This window comes from Arenimonas sp., assembly GCF_035721105.1.
Classification (GTDB): domain Bacteria; phylum Pseudomonadota; class Gammaproteobacteria; order Xanthomonadales; family Xanthomonadaceae; genus Arenimonas.
Window position 1 is genome coordinate 1 of sequence record NZ_DASTNG010000085.1, and the last position, 19,368, is coordinate 19,368.

General features: G+C 70.5%; 17 protein-coding genes. 12 read left to right on the plus strand and 5 right to left on the minus strand.

Going from position 1 to position 19,368, the window contains the following annotated elements:
- From VFQ84_RS13530 to VFQ84_RS13540, 3 genes are all read left to right on the plus strand, one after another.
- Positions 1 to 1,549 (plus strand): DUF1631 family protein (locus tag VFQ84_RS13530; RefSeq protein ID WP_325132162.1); only part of this gene is annotated, 1,549 nt, incomplete at its 5' end.
- Entirely contained in the window at positions 1,546 to 1,890 is a 345-nt protein-coding gene (locus VFQ84_RS13535) for a PilZ domain-containing protein (RefSeq protein WP_325132163.1), read from the plus strand. The genes VFQ84_RS13530 and VFQ84_RS13535, both read left to right, overlap by 4 nt.
- Positions 1,865 to 2,974 carry an FAD:protein FMN transferase gene (locus tag VFQ84_RS13540; RefSeq protein ID WP_325132164.1) on the plus strand — a complete coding sequence of 370 codons (1,110 nt, stop codon included), beginning with the start codon at positions 1,865 to 1,867 and terminating at the stop codon, positions 2,972 to 2,974. The genes VFQ84_RS13535 and VFQ84_RS13540 overlap by 26 nt, the downstream gene beginning before the upstream one ends.
- A gap of 9 nt (positions 2,975 to 2,983) precedes the next feature.
- Here the strand turns inward: VFQ84_RS13540 and VFQ84_RS13545 are convergent, their stop codons facing one another.
- Positions 2,984 to 5,656, minus strand: a complete 2,673-nt coding sequence (locus VFQ84_RS13545) for a bifunctional diguanylate cyclase/phosphodiesterase (RefSeq protein WP_325132165.1) — start codon at positions 5,654 to 5,656, stop codon at positions 2,984 to 2,986.
- A 63-nt stretch (positions 5,657 to 5,719) separates the two neighbouring features.
- Between VFQ84_RS13545 and pepQ the strand changes: the two genes are divergently transcribed.
- Positions 5,720 to 7,036 carry a Xaa-Pro dipeptidase gene (pepQ, locus tag VFQ84_RS13550; RefSeq protein ID WP_325132166.1) on the plus strand — a complete coding sequence of 439 codons (1,317 nt, stop codon included), beginning with the start codon at positions 5,720 to 5,722 and terminating at the stop codon, positions 7,034 to 7,036.
- 182 nt (positions 7,037 to 7,218) lie between these two features.
- Positions 7,219 to 10,035, plus strand: coding sequence for a valine--tRNA ligase (locus tag VFQ84_RS13555; RefSeq protein WP_325132167.1), 2,817 nt, complete (start codon positions 7,219 to 7,221; stop codon positions 10,033 to 10,035).
- 77 nt (positions 10,036 to 10,112) lie between these two features.
- Here the strand turns inward: VFQ84_RS13555 and rimI are convergent, their stop codons facing one another.
- Genes rimI through pssA form a run of 3 tightly spaced genes read right to left on the minus strand, consistent with a single transcriptional unit; the run spans position 10,113 to position 11,608 of the window.
- Positions 10,113 to 10,586, minus strand: coding sequence for a ribosomal protein S18-alanine N-acetyltransferase (gene rimI / locus VFQ84_RS13560; RefSeq protein WP_325132168.1), 474 nt, complete (start codon positions 10,584 to 10,586; stop codon positions 10,113 to 10,115).
- A 3-nt stretch (positions 10,587 to 10,589) separates the two neighbouring features.
- Positions 10,590 to 10,850 carry a hypothetical protein gene (locus VFQ84_RS13565; RefSeq protein WP_325132169.1) on the minus strand — a complete coding sequence of 87 codons (261 nt, stop codon included), beginning with the start codon at positions 10,848 to 10,850 and terminating at the stop codon, positions 10,590 to 10,592.
- Positions 10,847 to 11,608, minus strand: coding sequence for a CDP-diacylglycerol--serine O-phosphatidyltransferase (gene pssA / locus VFQ84_RS13570; protein WP_325132170.1), 762 nt, complete (start codon positions 11,606 to 11,608; stop codon positions 10,847 to 10,849). Before pssA ends, VFQ84_RS13565 begins: the two co-directional genes overlap by 4 nt.
- Before the next feature lie 104 nt (positions 11,609 to 11,712).
- Here pssA and VFQ84_RS13575 point away from each other — a divergent pair, with 104 nt between their 5' ends.
- The 3 genes from VFQ84_RS13575 to VFQ84_RS13585 all read left to right on the plus strand — a co-directional run bounded on the left by VFQ84_RS13575 (position 11,713) and on the right by VFQ84_RS13585 (position 14,391).
- A complete protein-coding gene (locus VFQ84_RS13575; protein ID WP_325132171.1) occupies positions 11,713 to 12,105 on the plus strand; it encodes a DUF4124 domain-containing protein in 393 nt (130 codons plus the stop codon).
- A 62-nt stretch (positions 12,106 to 12,167) separates the two neighbouring features.
- Entirely contained in the window at positions 12,168 to 13,868 is a 1,701-nt protein-coding gene (locus VFQ84_RS13580) for a proline--tRNA ligase (protein WP_325132172.1), read from the plus strand.
- A gap of 145 nt (positions 13,869 to 14,013) precedes the next feature.
- Positions 14,014 to 14,391 (plus strand): H-NS histone family protein, encoded by a 378-nt coding sequence (locus VFQ84_RS13585; protein WP_325132173.1) that lies wholly within the window; start codon positions 14,014 to 14,016, stop codon positions 14,389 to 14,391.
- A gap of 152 nt (positions 14,392 to 14,543) precedes the next feature.
- On the opposite strand, the gene VFQ84_RS13590 is transcribed toward VFQ84_RS13585, so the two are convergent.
- Positions 14,544 to 15,803, minus strand: a complete 1,260-nt coding sequence (locus VFQ84_RS13590; protein WP_325132174.1) for a threonine/serine ThrE exporter family protein — start codon at positions 15,801 to 15,803, stop codon at positions 14,544 to 14,546.
- Positions 15,804 to 15,874: 71 nt separating this feature from the next.
- Between VFQ84_RS13590 and VFQ84_RS13595 the strand changes: the two genes are divergently transcribed.
- The 4 genes from VFQ84_RS13595 to VFQ84_RS13610 are packed head-to-tail and all read left to right on the plus strand — an operon-like array spanning position 15,875 to position 19,315.
- Positions 15,875 to 16,984 (plus strand): ABC transporter permease, encoded by a 1,110-nt coding sequence (locus VFQ84_RS13595; RefSeq protein ID WP_325132175.1) that lies wholly within the window; start codon positions 15,875 to 15,877, stop codon positions 16,982 to 16,984.
- On the plus strand, positions 16,981 to 17,775 hold the full coding sequence (locus VFQ84_RS13600) for an ABC transporter ATP-binding protein (RefSeq protein WP_325132176.1): 795 nt from the start codon (positions 16,981 to 16,983) through the stop codon (positions 17,773 to 17,775). The genes VFQ84_RS13595 and VFQ84_RS13600 overlap by 4 nt, the downstream gene beginning before the upstream one ends.
- A gap of 2 nt (positions 17,776 to 17,777) precedes the next feature.
- On the plus strand, positions 17,778 to 18,701 hold the full coding sequence (locus VFQ84_RS13605; RefSeq protein ID WP_325132177.1) for an MlaD family protein: 924 nt from the start codon (positions 17,778 to 17,780) through the stop codon (positions 18,699 to 18,701).
- Entirely contained in the window at positions 18,698 to 19,315 is a 618-nt protein-coding gene (locus VFQ84_RS13610) for an ABC-type transport auxiliary lipoprotein family protein (RefSeq protein WP_325132178.1), read from the plus strand. Before VFQ84_RS13605 ends, VFQ84_RS13610 begins: the two co-directional genes overlap by 4 nt.
- Positions 19,316 to 19,368: the final 53 nt, after the last annotated feature.

Sequence of the window (19,368 nt, forward strand, 5' to 3'; positions counted from 1 at the left end):
CGGCGGCAGCGGCCCAGGCGGCACGGGCGGCGGCCAGGACGCCTCCGGCACCCGCCGCGGCGGCTTGGGCACCGGCGGCCAGGGCGGCGGCAGCGAAGACAGCTTCCAGCAGATGCGCCACCTGCTGGCCGGGCGGCGCCAGCTGCTGGGCAAGCTGGTGGGCGGCCAGCCCGGCAACGCCAGCACCGGCGTCCCGGTCAGCACCGAGCAGGTCCAGGACGTGCTGGGCCAGCTGCAGCAGAAAGCCACGCCAACGATGATGGTCAACGGCAAGCCGACGCCGCGCACCGTCACCCACCTCAAGCAGGACCTGCTGGCCCAGCTGCGCCAGCACACCCCGGGCAACCAGCCGCCGGCCCTGGCCGAGGAAGACGGCGACGCCATCGACCTGGTCGGCATGCTGTTCGACCACATCATGAAGGACGTCCGGCCCAACAGCGCCGCGTCCGCCCTGCTGGCCAAGCTGCAGGTGCCGCTGCTGCGCGTGGCGCTGCAGGACAAGGCCTTCTTCACCCGCCAACAGCACCCGGCGCGGCAGATGCTCAACACGATCGCCGAGACCGGCGCCTACTGGCTGGGCGAGGACGACGCCGACCAGCAGCTGGTGGGCAAGATGCAGTCGGTGGTCGACCGCACCGTGCGCGAGTTCGACGGTGACCTGGGCTTGTTCAACAACCTGCTCGAGGACCTCAGCGGCCACCTGCAGACCGTGACGCGCAAGGCCGAGGTGGCCGAGAAGCGCCACGTCGAGGCCGCCCGCGGCAAGGAAAAGCTGGCGCTGGCGCGCGAACGCGCGGCCAGCGTGGTCGAGGGCATGCTGAAGAAGCAGAACCTGCCGCGCTTCACCCACACCCTGCTCAGCCAGGCCTGGACCGACGTGATGGCGCTGACCTCGCTGCGCCACGGCGAGGACTCGGAGCAGTGGAAGCAGCACCTGGACACCGCCGAGCGCCTGATCCAGGTCGCCAAGGCCGCCCCCGGCGCCGCCCCCATTTCCAGCGACGACGCCCAGGTCCTGCGCACCGACATCCAGGCTTCGCTCACCCAGGTCGGCTACCACGCCGAGGAAGCGTCGGCGATCGCCCAGCGCCTGGTGGACCCGCAGGCCAACGCCGACGACGACTCCGCCGCCAGCCGCACCGAGCTGACCATGCGCCTGAAGGCGCGCGCGCGCCTCGGTGAAGACCTGCAGCAGGCCAAGAAGAGCAAGAAATCCACCCTCACGCCCGACGAGCAGAAGCGCCTGGAGCAGATCCGCCAGCTGCCCTTCGGCACCTGGTTCGAGTTCTCGCTCAACCAGCAGGGCGAGAAGGTCCGCCGCCGCCTGTCCTGGTTCTCCACCGTCACCGGCCACGTGCTGTTCGTGAACCACCGCGGCCAGAAGGTCGGCGAGAACACGCTCGAAGGCCTGGCCAAGGCCATGGTCCAGGGCCAGGTGAAAGTGGTCGAGGAAGAGAAAGGCACCCTGATCGACCGCGCCTGGAACACGGTGATGAGCGCCCTGCGCTCGTTCGCCGGCCAGTCGCCTGCCGAGGCGCCCGCCCGATGAACGAATACCGCCGCGCCAAACGCCGCAAGGTCGGCAACATCGACGTCCTGGACACCATGACCGGCGAGCTGATCGGCAAGCTCAGCAATCTTTCGGAAACCGGCATGCTGCTGATCCTGGGCCAGGCCGTGACCAGCGACGCGCTGTTCCAGCTGCGCTTCACGCTGGCCGACGATGCCGGCCGCTCGCGCCAGGTCGAGGTCGGCGCACACGAACTGTGGTCGGACGAAGCCGCCGCCCCCGGCCAGGTCTGGACCGGCTTCCGCTTCATCGACGTCGCCCCGGAAGACGTGGCCTTCATCCGCGAGTGGGTGGATGCGCCGGGCAGCCAGTACGTCTGAGCCCCGGCGGCGCCCGCGGCTGGCGGCGCTGGCCGTGGCGCTGTGCGTGCTGGCCGGCTGCCGCGGCGAACCGCCGGCGCGGATGGAGCGGCTCTACGTCTTCGGCACCCTGGCCGACGTCGAGATCCGCGGGGCCGACGCGGCCACGTCCGGCGCCGCGCTGGCCGAAATCTCAGCGCTGCTCAACCAGCGCCAGGCCGAGTGGCACGCCTGGGAACCCTCCGACCTCACCCGCATCAATGCCGCGCTGGCGGCCGGCGAGTCGGCCCCGGCGCCGGCCTCGGTCATCGCCCTGATCGAACGCTCACGGCCGCTCACCGAGGCCAGCGAAGGCCTGTTCGACCCGGCCCTGGGCGGACTGGTGGCGGCCTGGGGCTTCCACACCTCCAGCTTCCCGGTGCTGACCGCGCCCCCGACCGACGCGTGGCTGGCGAACTGGCGCGAGCACCGGCCGCGGCTGGACCAGGTCATGGTCGACGGCGACCGGGTCTCGAGCCGCAACCCGGCGGTGCAGCTCGACTTCGGCGCCATCGCCGAAGGCCTGGCCTCGGAAACCATCCTCGAGGTGCTCGAACGCCACGGCATCCGCCACGCCCTGGTCGGGCTGGGCGGCGACATCGTCGCCCTGGGCGACGGCGGCGGCCGGCCCTGGCGGGTAGGCCTGCAGGACCCGTTCGGCGGCGCCCTGGGCAGCGTCGCGCTGGCGGGCCACGAGGCCCTGTTCAGCACCGGCAACTACAACAAGTTCCGGGAATCCCCGACCGGGGCACGCTGGCCACACCTGCTCGACCCCCGCTCCGGGCGACCGGCGCGCGGCGCCGCGTCGGTGGTGGTGCTGCACCCGGACCCGGTGCGGGCCGACGCCGCCGCCACGGCGCTGTTCGTCGCCGGGCCCTCGGGGTTCGAACACACGGCGCGCCGCCTCGGCCTGGGCTGCGTCCTGATGGTCACCGAGGAAAACGAAATGCTGGTCAGCGTCGCCATGGCCGCGCGCGTGGACCTGGTGCGGCACCCGGTGTCGCTGGGTGCGCCGCTGGACCTGGGCCCGGACTGCGATGCCGGCGACCCGGCGGCCGCCGACTGACCGACGACCTCAGGTGCGGAAGCAGAGCGCCGCTTCGGGCTTGTGGATCGCGAAGCCCTGGGCGTAGTCGACGCTGAGCCCCCGCAGCAGGTCGCGCGCGCGCTCGTCGGCGACCCACTCGGCCACGACCTGCAGGCCCAGCTGGTGGCCGATGTCGGTGACCGCACGGACGATGGAATAGCTCACCGGATCGGTCTCGATGTTGCGGATGAAGCTGCCGTCGATCTTGATGAAGTCCACCGGCAGGTTCTTGAGATAGCCGAACGAGGCCATGCCCGACCCGAAGTCGTCGAGCGAGAACTTGCAGCCGGCCGCGCGCAGCTTCTGCATGAACGCCACCGCCCGGGCCATGCTGCTGACCGCGGCGGTCTCGGTGATCTCGAAGCAGATGCGCTGCGGCGGCACGCCGTAGTCCTCCAGCCGCTGCAGCACGAAGTCGGCGAAGCTGTCGTCCTCGAAGGTCGGGCCCGACAGGTTGATCGCGCACAGCTTCACCGGCTTGCCCGAGGGATGCAGGCGATTGAAGTTGGCCAGCGCCGTGTCCACCACCCAGCGGTCGAGCTGCGGCATCAGGCCGAAGCGCTCGGCCGCCGGGATGAAGGCGCCGGGCGGCACCAGCGAGCCGTTCTCGTCGCGCAGGCGCACCAGCATCTCCATGTGCACGCCCTCGGCCTGGTCGCCGTACCAGAGCGGCGCCAGCTCCTGGAAATGCAGCAGGAAGCGGCCGTCGGACAGGGCCTGGCGGATACGCCCGGCCCACTCCATCTCGCTGCGGCGCTGGGTGGTTTCCAGGTCGTCCTCGGAGAACAGGTGCACGCGGTTGCGGCCCCGCTCCTTGGCCATGTAGCAAGCCGTGTCGGCGTGCGCCAGCAGCACCCGCTGGCTCAGACCCGGGCCCTGCAGCATCACCACGCCGATGCTGGCGCTGATGGTGTAGTTGCGCTGCTCCCAGCCGAACACGTAGCCGTCGATCTCGAGCCGGACCCGCTCGGCCAGCGCCATCGCCCGCGATTCGTCGGTCTTCTCCAGCAGGATCGCGAACTCGTCGCCGCCCAGCCGCGCCACGATCGCATCGCGCGGCAGCAGGCCGGCGAACAGTCCGGCCAGCTGCGCCAGCAGTTGGTCGCCGGCATAGTGGCCCGAGGTGTCGTTGATCAGCTTGAACTGGTCCAGGTCCATGTACAGCAGCGCCGCGTGCGGCGCGCCGGCGTCCAGCGCGGTGATGGTGGCGTCGAGGGCGCGTTCGAACTCGCGCCGGTTCAGCAGGCCGGTCAGCGTGTCGTGGGTGGCCTGGTAGCTGAGCTCCTCGCTGAGCACCCGCAGCTCGGTGATGTCGTTGGCCACCGCCAGCAGGTGCGGCTGCCCGGCCAGCATGATCCGCGACACCGACAGCGTCGCCCAGAACGGCTCTTGCCCCGGCCCGCGCAGGCGCGCGGACTCGTTGAGGATGGCGTCCGGTTCGACGCCCATCGCCGCGACCCGGTCGCGAAGCTCGGGATCCTCGACCATCGCCGCCAGCGACGGCGCCGGGCCGTCGTCGCCGATGCCGAAACGGTCGCGGCAGGCCTGGTTGGCATAGACCACCTGGCCATCATCGACGCGGGCCAGAAGCACCAGCGCCGGCAGCAGCTCATTCAGGGCCCGGAAGCGCTCCTCGCTCTCGCGGTACTGCGCCGACATGTCGCGCGCCAGCGCCAGCGCGCGGGCGCGCGTGGAGGCGATCGACCAGGCCAGCGTCGCCAGCAGCAGGCTGGCCAGGCAGCCGATGCCGAAGGTGAGCAGGGGCAGCCAGCCGGCCTGTTCGTCGAGCAGCTCGGCGTCGGCCATCATCCGCCAGGTGCGCCCGCCATAGGCCAGGTCACGCACGAAGGTGGCGGACGCGATGCCCTGCCCCGGCGTGAGCTCGAGCGGATTGGTGTAGAGCAGGCGCGGCGAGGCTTCGCCGTCGCTGATGTCGAAGACCTCGATGTCGAAGCGCTCCAGCGCTTCGCGCGGCAGCGCGTCCTCGATCAGCCGGTTGATCCGGAACGACGCCGCCAGCGAGCCCATCTCGCGCGCACGGCGCTCGGCCAGGTCGCGCGGCTGCGGTCCCGGGGTGAACACCGGCAGCCGGATCGTCAGGCCGTCGTCGCCACCCGGCATGCCGGTGCGCTGGACCAGGCGGAAGGCCGCCGACATCACCGGCTGGTCGGCATCGCGGGAGAACTGCGCGGCGGCCAGGTTCGGCGCCTGGGTGGCGATGTCCAGGCCCAGCAGCATGCGGTTGCCCTGGAGCGGCGCGACGAGCTCGGTCGGATAGTGCACGAGGCCGTCGGGCGGCGCGTCGGGCGAGGGGCGGTCGGTCCTGCGCGCGTAGGCGATGGCCTGGAGACTGGGGAACTGCTCGCGCGGGCGCAGGTTCGAGTACATCGCCTCGAACTCGACCTCGGTCACCTCGTCCGAGGCCAGGAACAGGGCCTGCACCGATCGCACCAGCAGGCCGCAGGTCTCGAGCTGGCTGTCGACGGCGTCGAAGCTGCGCTCGGCCAGCCGCTCCAGGCGGACCTGCTCGGAGCGCGCCAGGGCGTCACGGTGCAGGCCGGCGGCGACGAGGCTCAGGGCCAGGCCGACCAGCAGGGCCGCCAGGCTCCACAGCCAGGCCGGCTGCCCCAGGAATCCGCCGTCTTTGCGCCGACTTTCCAATCCCTTCTCCTGCGGCTGCGCCGGATGCGGCAAAATCGGGCCATCGCCCCAGAAGGACCGGCCATGACCCCACGTGACGCCTCCACTCTATATCCCGCGCACCTGTCCGCGATCAAGGCGCGGGTGGACCGGCTGCTGGAAAAGCACGGCTTCGATCACCTTTTGGTCACGTCCGGCATCGAGAAGCACGAGTTCCTCGACGACCGCCCCTACCCCTTCAAGCCCAATGCCCAGTTCAAGGCCTGGCTGCCGCTGACCCGGCATCCGCACTGCTGGATCGCCTACACCCCCGGCCAGCGCCCGGTGCTGGCCTACTACCAGCCCGACGACTACTGGCACGTGCCGCCCAGCCCGCCCGAGGGCGCCTGGGTCGAACACTTCGACATCCGCGTCATCACCAACCCGGCCGACGCCATCCGGCACCTGCCGACGACCGGCAAGGCCGCCATCCTCGGCGAGGCCGACGCGGCCCTGCCCGGCTTCACGCCGAACAATCCCGAAGGCCTGCTGGCCGCCCTGCACTACCACCGCGCCTACAAGACGCCCTACGAGCTGGCGGTGATGCGCCAGGCCCAGCGCCGCGCCGTGCCCGGCCACCTGGCCGCGCGCGAGGCGTTCAAGGCGGGCCGGTCCGAAGCCGGCATCCACGCCGCCTATCTGGCCGCGACCGGCCACACCGACCTGGACCTGCCCTACTCCAACATCGTCTGCCTCAACGAGCACGGCGCGGTGCTGCACTACCAGTACAAGCAGGTCCAGGCGCCGGCGCAGCACCGCTCGCTGCTGATCGACGCCGGCGCCGAAGTGGACGGCTACGCCTCCGACATCACCCGCACCTGGGGCAACGGCGACGCCGACTTCGAGGCGCTGGTCGCCGCGGTCGAGGACGAACAGCAGGCCCTTTGCGCCCGCGTGAAGGCCGGCGTGGACTACCGCGACCTGCACCTGGAGGCGCACCTGCGCCTGGGCGGCGTGCTGCGCACGCTAGACATCGTCGACATGGACCCGGGCCAGATGCTGGAAACCGGCCTCACCACGACCTTCTTCCCGCACGGCCTGGGCCACCCGATCGGCCTGCAGGTGCACGACGTGGCCGGCTTCACCGACGAGGCCGGCCAGCTGATCCCGCGCCCCGCCGGCCATCCCTACCTGCGCATGACCCGCACGCTGGCACCGGGCATGGTGGTCACCATCGAGCCGGGCATCTACTTCATCCCGACGCTGCTGGCGAAGCTCAAGGCCAGCCCGCAGGGCAAGGCCGTGGACTGGCGCAAGGTCGAGCACCTGGCGACCTTCGGCGGCGTGCGCATCGAGGACGAAGTGCACTGCACCGACGGCGCACCCGAGAACCTCAGCCGCGACGCCTTCGCCGAAGCCTGATTCCCTGCACCTCACAACCCAGGAGGGCCTTCAGGCCCGAAGCTTTTCGGCGAAAAGCTTCGGGCCTGAAGGCCCTCCCACAGGTTTCCCGGTCGCGGCCAAACGCCTGATTTGCTAGGCTTTGCGACCCTCCCCGCCCATGAAGACCCGGCCCCGCGCCGGGCACCGAGCCGTCAGCCCCCATGGAAAAGAGCTTCGAGCCCCAGACCTTCGAGACCAAGTGGTACGCCCACTGGGAAGCCAGCGGCTGCTTCAAGCCCTCGGGCAAGGGCCCGGCCTACACCATCATGCTGCCGCCGCCGAACGTCACCGGCACCCTGCACATGGGCCACGCCTTCCAGCACACGCTGATGGACGCGCTGGTGCGCTACCACCGCATGAAGGGCTTCGACACGCTCTGGCAGGTCGGCACCGACCACGCCGGCATCGCCACCGAGATGGTGGTGTCGCGCAACCTCGCGCTCGAGGGCAAGGGCGAGACGCGTGATTCGCTGGGCCGCGACAAGTTCATCGAGAAGGTGTGGGCCTGGAAGCAGGAGTCGGGCGACACCATCACCCGCCAGATGCGCCGCATGGGCGCCTCGGGCGACTGGAGCCGCGAGACCTTCACCATGGACGCCGGCCCGAGCCAGGCCGTGGTCGAGACCTTCGTGCGGCTGTTCGAGGAAGGCCTGATCTACCGCGGCCAGCGCCTGGTGAACTGGGACCCGGTGCTGAAGACCGCGATCTCCGACCTCGAGGTCGTGAGCGAGGAAGAAGACGGCAAGCTCTGGTCGATCCGCTATCCGCTGGCGAACGGCGCCACCTACGAGCACGTCGAGCACGACGCCGACGGCCACGAAACCCTGCGCGAGACCCGCGACTACCTGGTCGTCGCCACCACCCGCCCCGAGACCATGCTCGGCGACACCGCCGCCATGGTGCACCCCGAGGACGCGCGCTACGCCGCGCTGGTCGGCCAGTCCGTGGCGCTGCCGCTGTCCGATCGCCAGATCCCGATCATCGCCGACGACTACGTCGACCGCGTCTTCGGCACCGGCGTGGTCAAGGTGACCCCGGCGCACGACTTCAACGACTACGCCGTCGGCCAGCGCCACGGCCTGCCGCTGATCAACATCCTCACGCCCGAGGCCGCGATCAACGACAACGCGCCGGCCAAGTACCGCGGCCTGGACCGCTACGCCGCCCGCAAGGCCGTGCTGGCCGACCTCGAGGCCGCCGGCCTGCTGGTCGAGGAGAAGAAACACAAGCTGCAGGTGCCGCGCGGCGACCGCACCGGCCAGGTGATCGAGCCCTACCTCACCGACCAGTGGTTCGTGCGGATGGAGAAGCTCGGCGCCAAGGGTCTGGCGCTGGTCGAGAGCGGCAAGGTCCGCTTCGTGCCCGAGAACTGGATCAACACCTACCGCCACTGGATGGGCAACATCCAGGACTGGTGCATCAGCCGCCAGCTCTGGTGGGGCCACCGCATCCCGGCCTGGTACGACGCCGCCGGCAAGGCCTACGTGGGCCGCGACGAGGCGGAAGTGCGCGCGAAGCACGGCCTGGGCGCCGACGTCGCGCTGACCCGCGACAGCGACGTGCTGGAAACCTGGTTCTCCTCGGCGCTGTGGTCGCACAGCACGCTCGGCTGGCCCGACCCGCAGGCCATGGCCGCGCGCGGCTTCGACAAGCGCCTGCCGACCTCGGTGCTGGTCACCGGCTTCGACATCATCTTCTTCTGGGTCGCCCGGATGATCATGATGACCGACCACTTCACCGGCGAAGTGCCGTTCAAGGACGTCTACATCACCGGCCTGGTGCGCGACCGCGACGGCCAGAAGATGTCCAAGTCGAAGGGAAACGTACTGGACCCGATCGACATCATCGACGGCATCAGCGCCGACGCCCTGGTGGCCAAGCGCACCACCGGCCTGATGAAGCCGACCGATGCGCCCAAGATCGAGAAGGCCACCCGCAAGGAATTCCCGGACGGCATCGCGCCCTTCGGCGCCGACGCGCTGCGCTTCACCTTCGCCTCGCTGGCGACCCACGGCCGCGACATCAAGTTCGACCTGCAGCGCTGCGAGGGCTACAAGAACTTCTGCAACAAGCTGTGGAACGCGGCGCGCTTCGGCCTGCTCAACTGCGAGGGCTTCTCGGCCTCGGGCGTGCCGGCGCCGCGCACCGACGCCGAGCGCTGGATCCTCGACCGCCTGCAGCACACCCTGCGCGAGGTCGAGAAGGGTTACGCCGACTATCGCTTCGACCTGGCCTCGCAGGCGCTGTATGAGTTCGCCTGGAACGAGTTCTGCGACTGGTTCCTGGAGCTGTCCAAGCCGGCGCTGATGGGGGATGACGCGGCCGCCGCCGACAGCACCCGCCACACCCTGCTGTACGTGCTGGAACAGCTGCTGCGCGCGCTGCATCCGATCATCCCCTTCGTCACCGAGGAGATCTGGCATTCGGTCGCGCCCAAGCTGGGCATCACCGGCGACAGCATCAGCACCCAGCCCTACCCGGCCGCCGACGCCGCGCGGCAGGACGCCACCGCGGCCGCCGACATCGAATGGCTCAAGGATGCCGTGACCCAGCTGCGCTCGATCCGCAGCCAGATGGGCATCGCGCCCGCGCGGGCCGTGCCGCTGCTGCTGCAGGACGGCGACGCCCGCGACCGCGAGCGCCTGGCCCGCCACGCCGCGGCGCTGAAGTTCCTGGCCAAGCTCGAGTCCGTCACCTGGCTCGAGGGCGAGGCCCCGGCCGCCGCCGCCGCGCTGGTCGGCTCGCTCAAGCTGATGATCCCGCTGGAAGGCCTGATCGACCTCGGCGCCGAAACCGCCCGCCTGGACAAGGAACTCAAGCGCATCGCCGGCGAGATCGCCAAGTGCCAGGGCAAGCTGGCCAGCGAAACCTTCGTCCAGAACGCCCCCGCCGCCGTGGTCGACCAGGAGCGCGCCCGCCTGGCCGACTGGACCGCACAGCAAGCCGCCCTCCAAGCCCAACGCGCCAAGCTCGGCTGAACAAGCGGTACCGGGTTCAATTTCTTTCGCCGCTGAGACCGAGTCTCAGCGGCGAAAGAAATTGAACCCGGTACCGCTCATTCAGGGGGGAGGAGTTCCATGGCCATGACGATGGCGTCCTCGCGGCCCTTTTCGGCGGGGTAGTAGTTCGGCCGCTGGCCGATCTCGTTGAAGCCTTCCTCGCGATAAAGCTGGATGGCGCGCGGGTTCGAGGGCCGGACTTCGAGGAAGACCTGGGCCGCCTGGTGCCAGCGCGCCAGGTCCACCAGCCGGCGCAGCAGCCGGCGGCCGTGGCCGCGGCCCTGGTACTCGGGGGCGATGCAGAGGTTGAGGATGTGGGCCTCGCCCGCGGCGGCGCTGAGCACGCCGTAGCCCAGCAGCGTCGTCCCGGCCTCGAGCACCCAGCACTGGTGCCCGGCGCGGAGGCAGTCGCGGAAGATGCCTGGCGTCCACGGGAACACGTAGGCGCGATTCTCGATCTCGCTCACCGCCTCGAGGTCGGTCTGGCGCATCGGCCGGACCTGGCTGCCGGGGGCGGGCCGGGCGTTCATGGCTCAGTGCGGGCGACGCAGGGCCCGCAGGGCCGGCCAAAGCGCGCGCTTGGCGTCGGCCCCGGCGCGCAGCTGCTCGACCGGCGGCAGCAGCGGCGACGGATCGCGCCCGCCCGCCGCGCGCACCAGCGCATCCCACAGCCGCTCGGGGATCCCGGCCGGCCGGGCCACCACGACCGGCGGCGCCACGGGCGCCGGCGCCGGGCGATACAGGGTGTAGCCCATCGCCGACAGCATCGCCTGCTGGTCCGGGCGCCAGCTCATGCGGCGGGCTTGCGGCGCAGCTTGGTCCACGCCCACCACGCGGGGCCGGACAGCACGTAGACCAGTGCGATCGCGAACAGGCCCTTGGCCTGGGCGATGAACAGCACCGCGATCGTCACCACCACCAGCGCCATCACGAAGAACGGCACCCGGCCGCCCTTGGGGAAGCCCTTGAAGCTGAAGTACTTGATGCGGCTGACCATCAGCAGGCCCGCCGCCACCGTCACCGCGAAGGCCAGCCAGCGCAGGCCCTGGCCGCCGTAGCCAAAGGTGTTCATGGCCCAGACGAAGGACACCATCAGGCCGGCCGCGGCGGGACTGGCCAGGCCGATGAACCAGCGCTTGTCGGTGGAGCCGACCTGGGTGTTGAAGCGGGCCAGGCGCAGCGCCGCGCAGGCCGCGTACAGGAAGGCCGCGGCCCAGCCCACCTTGGCCAGCACCGGTCCGTCGGCGCGGAAGCCCACCAGGGCCCAGTGGTACATCACCAGCGACGGCGCCATGCCGAAGCTGACCAGGTCGGCCAGGGAGTCGTACTGGACGCCGAATTCGCTGCTGGTGCCGGTCATGCGCGCCACCCGGCCGTCGAGCCCGTCGAACAGCCCGGCCACGAACACCGCGATGCAGGCGTTCTCGAAATTGCCGCTGGCCGCGGCCAGGATGGCGTAGAAACCCGCGAACAGGCCGCCCGTGGTGAGCAGGTTGGGCAGCAGGTAGATGCCGCGGCCGCGGGCCGGGGCGGGTTCGTCTTGGGGGTCCATGCGGGAAGTGTAGCGGCTCCCGGATTCGCCCCATAGCCCGCGCCTTGCGGCCCGGCGGAGGGGGTGGTATCACGGGGCCTCGCCACCGCCCCCGGAGTCACGCCATGTCCCGCCCGATCCTGATCCTCGCCCTGGCCTTTGCACTGGCGCCCCTGGCGAGCGCCGCCGAGAAGGTCACCGTCTACAAGTCCACCGGGGCCAACGGCGAAACCGTTTATTCGCAGGTCCAGGTCGCGAGCTCACAGGCCATGCAGGTCGACGCCGACTCGGCCGAAGCCCAGGCGGCCGAAGCCGCCGCCCCCGAAGCGACCCCGGCCCAGAAGGCCTGCGAGATGGCCCAGGCCAACCTGGCCGTGCTGACCTCCGGTCGGCCGGTGCAGTTCGATCGCGACGGCGACGGCACCCAGGAGCCGATGACCGAGGACGAGCTGACCACCAACCGCGCCAACGCCCAGCGCCAGGTCCGCGCCTACTGCGAACCGGTCGACGAGGGCTAAGCGCGCCCCGCGGGGCCGGACGGCCGCTACAATGGCCGACCCACCCAGATTCCGGCCTCCGCATGCGTCTTTCCCGCTTCCACCTCCACACCAGCAAGGAAACCCCGGCCGACGCCGAGGTCGTCAGCCACCAGCTGATGCTGCGCACGGGCATGATCCGCAAGCTGGCGGCCGGCCTGTACACCTGGAGCCCGCTGGGCCTGCGGGTGCTGCGCCGGGTCGAGGCCGTGGTGCGCGAGGAAATGGACCGCGCCGGCGCCATCGAGATGCTGATGCCCTCGATCCAGCCGCGCGAGCTGTGGGAAGAGACCGGCCGCTGGCAGAAGTTCGGCGGCCAGCTGCTCAAGATCAAGGACCGCAAGGACGGCGAGTTCTGCTACGGCCCCACGCACGAAGAGGTCATCACCGACTTCGCGCGCAATGAACTTCGCAGCTACAAGCAGCTGCCGCTCAACTTCTACCAGATCCAGACCAAGTTCCGCGACGAGATCCGCCCGCGTTTCGGCGTGATGCGCGCGCGCGAGTTCCTGATGAAGGACGCCTACTCCTTCCACCTGGGCGCCGAAAGCCTGCGCGTCACCTACCAGGCGATGTACGACGCCTACACCCGCATCTTCACCCGCCTGGGCCTGGTGTTCCGCGCAGTGAACGCCGACACCGGCGCCATCGGCGGCAGCGCCTCGCACGAGTTCCACGTGCTGGCCGACTCGGGCGAGGACGCCATCGCGTTCTCCGACGGCAGCGACTACGCCGCCAACGTCGAAATGGCCGAGGCAATGGCGCCCGGCGCCCGCGCCGCGGCCACCGAGGCGATGCGCGAGGTCGAGACGCCCTGGCAGCGCACCTGCGAGGAAGTCGCCAAGCTGATGGGTCTCGCGCTCGATCGCACCGTGAAGTCGGTGGCCGTGGTCGGCGAACAGGGCCTGGTGCTGGCGCTGGTGCGCGGCGACCACATGGTCAACGAGATCAAGCTGTCGAAGGTGCCGGGCCTGGCCGACTTCCGCCTCGCCACCGAGGCCGAGATCAACGACCACCTCGGCTGCGAGCCCGGCTTCATCGGCCCGGTGAAGCCGGCCAAGGCGATCACGATCGTCGCCGACCGCAGCGTCGCCGCGATGGCCGACTTCGTGGTCGGCGCCAACCGCAAGGGCTTCCACCTCGCCGGCGTGAACTGGGGCCGCGACCTGCCCGAGCCCGCGCTCGTGGCCGACCTGCGCAACGTCGTCGAGGGCGATCCCTCGCCCGACGGCAAGGGCGTGCTGAAGATCGCCCGCGGCATCGAGGTCGGCCACGTGTTCCAGCTCGGCCAGAAATACGCCGAGGCGCTCAAGGCCACCGTGCTCGACGCGGAAGGCAAGGCCCAGGTGATGCACATGGGCTGCTACGGCATCGGCGTCTCGCGCATCGTCGCCGCCGCCATCGAGCAGAACTTCGACGCCAACGGCATCTGCTGGCCGGCGCCGATGGCACCCTGGCAGGTCGCCGTGTGCATCATCAACCCCAAGAACGACCCGGCCGTGGTCGAAGCCGCCGACGCGCTGTACGCCGAGCTGCAGCAGGCCGGCCTGGACGTGGTCATCGACGACCGCGGCCTGCGCCCGGGCGTGATGTTCGGCGACATCGAGCTGATCGGCATCCCGCACCGCGTGGTGGTCTCGGGCCGCGGCCTGGAGTCGGGCCAGTTCGAATACCGCGCCCGCCGCGCCGCCGACAGCGAGAACCTGGACAAGGCGACGCTGCGGGCGCGCCTGGGCCTGGCCTGAGAAAACCACCCGGGGCGAGGTGCTCAAACCCCGCGCGATACTCCGCGCGGGTTCCAGCGGATGCCGGACGGGGAGTAACATCGGGGTTTGTCGGGATTAACCCGCACAAAACCCACCCCCCCTTTCAGGCAACCCAAGGAACCCCATGAGCATCAATCTCGAAGGCCTGTCGGCGAAGGAACTCCAGGCCCTGATCGCCAAGGCCAACCAGCGCAAGAAGTCGCTGGCCAAGCGCAAGCCGATCGCCGCCGTGCGCAAGAAGCTGGTGTCGCTGGCCAAGGCCGAGGGCTATACCGTCGACGAACTGTTCGGCACCGCCCGCATGGTCCGCGAGAAGTCCGGCGTCCCGGCCAAGAAGGCCACCGGCAAGAAATCCTCGCAAAAGGGCGTCAAGGTCGAGCCCAAGTACCGCAACCCCGCCGACGCCACCCAGACCTGGGCCGGCCGCGGCATGCCCCCGAAGTGGCTCGCCGCCGAACTCGCCCGCGGCCGCAAGCTCGAAGACTTCGCGATCGCGAAGTAACCCAAAGCCTGTTTTGGCCACGGATGAACACGGATAAGAGCCGATAGGGCGAACCGATTCAGTGGGCATGGGCCAGGCGACTGCATTCCTGCCGGACGCCACTTTCCTTGGCTCTATCCGTGCTTATCCGTGTTCATCCGTGGCAAAAAACTTCAGATGTTCCGCCGCGACGGAATGATGAGGTTGCCGAACAGTAGCCCGGCAACGATCGCGATCAGGGCCGAGAGCAGGACGAAGGCGGTGTCCAGGCCCAGCCAGACGTCGCGCTCCATCACGAAGTTGAGGCTGCGGAAACCCACGCTGCCCGGCACCAGCAGGATGATGCCCGGCACCCGGATCAACGCGCCGGGGCGGTTGCGCCAGCGGCCGTAGAGGTTGCTGATCACCGCCACGCCCATGCTGGCGAAGAAGGCCCCGCCCGCGAAGTTGTCCGAGGCCAGGCCCAGCATCTCGCCGCCGACGCGGGTGAGGCCGTAGCCCAGCAGCACCGCCGCCATCACCAGCGGATAGTCGCGCGCCGAAGCCTGGAACAGCACCGCGAAGGCATACGCCGCCACGCCCAGCGCCGCCAGCGCCGCCAACGGCGCCAGCGGCTGGGCCGGCGCTTCCTGCGGCACCCAGCCCAGCAGGCCGACGATCTGCATCGCCGCCACGGTGCCGAAGGTGAGCTTCATCAGGATCATCAGCGCCCCGGCGAAGCGCGCGGTGCCCGACATCAGCTGCTGGCTGGACAGCTCGCTGACGGCATTGGTCAGCATCAGGCCCGGCATCAGCACGATCAGCGAGGAAATGATGACGGTGTTGAGCGACAGCGGCGCGATCCAGGTCGCCACCGCCGCCGCCAGCAGCGTCGCCACCAGCGCCGCGATCGCCTCCAGCGCCTCCGACAGCCGCGGCCGCCCGGCGCCCAGCACGAACATCACGCCGATCACGATGCCGATCACGCCGGCCGTGGCCACGCCCGCCCAGGCCGCGCCGAGCAGCGCCGCCACCGCGGCCGCGGATAGCCCGAAGCTGAAGGCGTTCAGGGCCTGGGCGGTCCGGCTGGCCGGGCGGTCGAGCGCCTTGAGCGCCGCCAGGCCCGCCCCCGGATCCATGCGGCCGGCCAGCACGTCCTCGGCGATGGCGTCGGTGGCGGCCAGGCGGCCGAGGTTCTGGTCGCCGGGCGCCAGCCGCAGGACCCGGGTGATGCCGTTCTGCTGGCCGCGCACCGGATCGGCGAAGCTCAGGATGATGCCGGTGGGGTTGGACCAGACTTCGCACTCCAGGCCCAGCCGCTGCGCCACGCCCATCACCGCGCCCTCGAGTCGCTGCGAGGTGGTGCCGTAGGCGTGCAGGCGAGTGGCCAGCTCGGCGACGAAGCTGGCCTGCGCCTCGTAGATCGACTGGCTGTTGAGGACGGGCGCGTTCATCGGGCACGAAGCATGGCACGAGCCCCCGCTGGCGGCTATCCTCGGGCAACGGCTGAGGAACCGCCCCAGGCATGAGCCAACCCCCCAGCATTGCCCCCAGCGAGCGCCACCCCGGCATCCTCGTCGCCCGCGGCGACTGGACCCTGGCGCATGCCGCGATCCTGCTCGACCTGCTCGACGCGGCCCCGGAGGCCGCCGAGGACATCGACGGCCGCGACATCGGCCGGCTCGATTCCGCCGGCGCCATGATGCTGTCGCGCTACGCCGTGCGGGTCGGCCTGGGCCTGGCCACGGTCGAAGTGCAGCCGGCCTACCAGCCGCTCACCGGCACCGTGCAGGCCATCTGCGAGAACCCGCGCCGGGTGCCGCGCACCGACTACGGCTTCCGCCAGATGCTGGCCCGCATGGGCTTCGCGGTCGAGGACTACACGCGCGAAACCCTGGCCCTGGTCGGCTTCCTCGGGCTCACGCTCAAGACCGCGCTGGGCGTGCTGCTGCGGCCCGCGCGCTTCCGGCTGACGCCGACCGTGCACCACATGGAGCAGGTCGGCCTGGACGCGGTGCCGCTGGTGATGCTGCTGAGCTTCATGGTCGGCGCCGTCATCGCCTTCCTCGGCGCCACCGTGCTGCGCGACTTCGGCGCCGAGATCTTCGTGGTCGAACTGGTGGGCATCGCCTTCCTGCGCGAATTCGGCGTGCTGCTCACCGCCATCCTGCTGGCCGGCCGCACCGCCAGCGCCTTCACCGCGCAGATCGGCGCGATGCAGTCGGGCGAGGAAGTCGACGCCATCCGCACCCTGGGCCTGGACCCGATCGAGCTGCTGGTGCTGCCGCGGCTCGCGGCCCTGCTGGTGATGCTGCCGCTGCTGACCTTCCTGGCCATGGTCTCGGGCATCGCCGGCGGCCTGGCGGTCAGCGTCGCCAGCCTGGGCATGACGCCGGAGATGTTCATCACCCGCCTGCACGAGACGATCGAAGTCCGGCACTTCTGGGTGGGCGTGGTGAAGGCGCCGCTGTTCGCGATGATCATCGGCCTGATCGGCTGCCTCGAGGGCTTCCAGGTCCAGGGCACCGCGCAATCGGTCGGTGAGCGCACCACGTCCAGCGTGGTGCAGACGATTTCGCTGGTGATCCTGCTCGACGCCTTCGCGGCGCTGTTCTTCATGGAGATGGACTGGTGAACGCCGTCGCCGGCGACGACCTGGCCATCCGCGTGCGCGGCCTGCGCAACAGCTTCGGCAGCCAGGTGGTGCACGAGGACCTGGACCTGGACGTGCGCCGGGGCGAGATCATCGGCGTGGTCGGTGGCTCGGGCACCGGCAAGTCGGTGCTGATGCGCGCCATCCTCGGCCTGCGCGAGCCGCAGGGCGGCCACATCGAGGTGCTGGGCGTGGACGCCCTGTCCGACCGCGCCCGCGCCAGCGGCGTCATCGAGCTCAATACCGGCGTGCTGTACCAGAACGGCGCGCTGTTCTCCTCGCTCACGGTGGCCGAGAACGTCGCCGTGCCGCTCAAGGAGCACTACGGCGCCCTGCCCGAGGACATGATCCACGACCTGGCCATGCTCAAGATCCGCATGGCCGGGCTGGGCGAGGACGCCGGCGCCAAGCTGCCGGCACAGCTGTCCGGCGGCATGCGCAAGCGCGCGGCGCTGGCGCGGGCGCTGGCCCTGGACCCGGCGCTGCTGTTCCTGGACGAGCCCACCGCCGGCCTGGACCCGATCGGCGCCGCCGCGTTCGATGCGCTCATCAAGACCCTGCAGCGCGCGCTGGGCCTGACCGTGTTCCTGATCACCCACGACCTCGACACCCTGTACACCATCTGCGACCGCGTGGCCGTCATCGGCGACCGGCGCGTGCTGGTGAACGCCCCGCTGGCCGAAGTCGAACGCTTCGACCATCCTTGGGTGCAGGAATATTTCCACGGCCCGCGCGGACGCGCCGCGCAGGCCGCCCGGGCCAAGGAGGCTTGACCATGGAAACCCGTGCCAACCACGTGCTCATCGGTGCGTTCACGCTCGCGGTCTGCCTGCTAGCGGTGCTGTTCGCGCTGTGGGCCGCGAAGTACACCACCGAGAAATCCTTCACCGAATACGACGTCGTGTTCGAGGAGGCGGTCACCGGCCTGAGCGTCGGCAGCCAGGTGCTCTACAACGGCATCAGCGTCGGCGCGGTGCGGCGGCTGTCGCTCGACCGCGACGACCCGCGCAAGGTGATCGCCCGCATCCGCCTGGCCGCCGACACGCCGGTCAAGACCGACACCCGCGCCAAGATCGCGCTCACCGGCCTGACCGGCGTGGCCATCATCCAGCTTGGCGGCGGCAGCCCCGGCAGCCCGCCGCTGCAGCCGCGCGAGGGGCAGCGGGTGGCGGTGATCCAGACCGAGCCCTCGGCGCTGCAGAACATCGCCGCCAACGCCAGCGAGATCGTCAACCGCGTCAACGAACTGCTCAGCGACGAGAACGTGGCGCGCGTGACCCGCACCCTCGAGCAGCTCGACCAGATCACCGGCGCCGTCGCCAGCGAGCGCGAGGACATCGCCGCGCTGATCAGCAACGCCCGCGCCGCCAGCGAGCAGCTCGAGAAGACCCTGGCCAGCGCCGACCGCACGATCAACGGGCTGGACCAGGGCCTGGTGAAGGAACTGCCGGCCCTGGTCGCACGGCTCGACCGCACGCTGGCCAAGCTCGAGTCGGCCAGCACCAGCGCCGATGCGATCCTCACCGACAACCGCGACGCCATCGCCGACTTCAGCCAGGACGGCCTGGCCCAGGTCGGCCCAACCATGCGCCAGCTGCGCGGCCTGATCCGCGAACTCGACGACCTGGCCGAGAAGCTCGAGGGCAATCCCGCCGGCTTCCTGCTCGGCCGCGAACAACCCGAGGAGTTCGAACCATGAGCCGCGCCATCCTTCCCTTCGCCGCCACCCTGCTGCTGGCCGGCTGCGCCGCGATCGGCGGACCCAAGACCGAAGTGCGGGTGTACGCGCCGGCCTCGTCGGTGACGGTGGATCCGGCCTGGCCCGCGGTCGACTGGCAGCTGTCGATCGCCACCAGCGCCGCCAACCAGATGCTCGACTCCTCGCGCATCGCGGTGCGGCCGACGCCCGACCGCTTCCAGGTCTACAAGGGCGCCGCCTGGGCCGACGACGCGCCGGAACTGCTGCAGACGGCGCTGGTCGAAGGCTTCGAGGACGCCGGCAAGTTCGCCGCCGTCGGCCGCTTCGGCGGCGGCGCGCGCGGCGACGCCGGCTTGCTCGTGGAAGTGCGCGCCTTCGAGACGATCTACGTCGACGGTCGCCCGGAGGCGGTGATCGAAGTGCAGGCGCGCCTGGTCCAGTTCCGCGGCGGCGGCCCGGTGGCCTCGAAGCGCTTCCGCCAGGCCGTTCCCGGCACGTCGCCCGAGGTCGACGACATGGTCGCCGCCTTCGGCGACGCCATGTCCGCCCTCACCACCGACCTCGTCGCCTGGACCCTGTCCGAAGCCGACCGCGCCACCCAGGACGACAGATGAACAAGCGGTACCGGGTTCAATTTCATTTCGGGTGAGACAGCGTCTCATCCGAA

Excerpts from the sequence above, each read along its gene's own strand:
- VFQ84_RS13535 (WP_325132163.1), top strand. The coding sequence starts at position 1,546 with ATGAACGAATACCGCCGCGCCAAACGCCGCAAGGTCGGCAACATCGAC.
- VFQ84_RS13540 (WP_325132164.1), top strand. The coding sequence starts at position 1,865 with ATGCGCCGGGCAGCCAGTACGTCTGAGCCCCGGCGGCGCCCGCGGCTG.
- pepQ (WP_325132166.1), top strand. The coding sequence starts at position 5,720 with ATGACCCCACGTGACGCCTCCACTCTATATCCCGCGCACCTGTCCGCG.
- VFQ84_RS13555 (WP_325132167.1), top strand. The coding sequence starts at position 7,219 with ATGGAAAAGAGCTTCGAGCCCCAGACCTTCGAGACCAAGTGGTACGCC.
- rimI (WP_325132168.1), bottom strand. The coding sequence starts at position 10,586 with ATGAACGCCCGGCCCGCCCCCGGCAGCCAGGTCCGGCCGATGCGCCAG.
- VFQ84_RS13565 (WP_325132169.1), bottom strand. The coding sequence starts at position 10,850 with ATGAGCTGGCGCCCGGACCAGCAGGCGATGCTGTCGGCGATGGGCTAC.
- pssA (WP_325132170.1), bottom strand. The coding sequence starts at position 11,608 with ATGGACCCCCAAGACGAACCCGCCCCGGCCCGCGGCCGCGGCATCTAC.
- VFQ84_RS13575 (WP_325132171.1), top strand. The coding sequence starts at position 11,713 with ATGTCCCGCCCGATCCTGATCCTCGCCCTGGCCTTTGCACTGGCGCCC.
- VFQ84_RS13580 (WP_325132172.1), top strand. The coding sequence starts at position 12,168 with ATGCGTCTTTCCCGCTTCCACCTCCACACCAGCAAGGAAACCCCGGCC.
- VFQ84_RS13585 (WP_325132173.1), top strand. The coding sequence starts at position 14,014 with ATGAGCATCAATCTCGAAGGCCTGTCGGCGAAGGAACTCCAGGCCCTG.
- VFQ84_RS13590 (WP_325132174.1), bottom strand. The coding sequence starts at position 15,803 with ATGAACGCGCCCGTCCTCAACAGCCAGTCGATCTACGAGGCGCAGGCC.
- VFQ84_RS13595 (WP_325132175.1), top strand. The coding sequence starts at position 15,875 with ATGAGCCAACCCCCCAGCATTGCCCCCAGCGAGCGCCACCCCGGCATC.
- VFQ84_RS13605 (WP_325132177.1), top strand. The coding sequence starts at position 17,778 with ATGGAAACCCGTGCCAACCACGTGCTCATCGGTGCGTTCACGCTCGCG.
- VFQ84_RS13610 (WP_325132178.1), top strand. The coding sequence starts at position 18,698 with ATGAGCCGCGCCATCCTTCCCTTCGCCGCCACCCTGCTGCTGGCCGGC.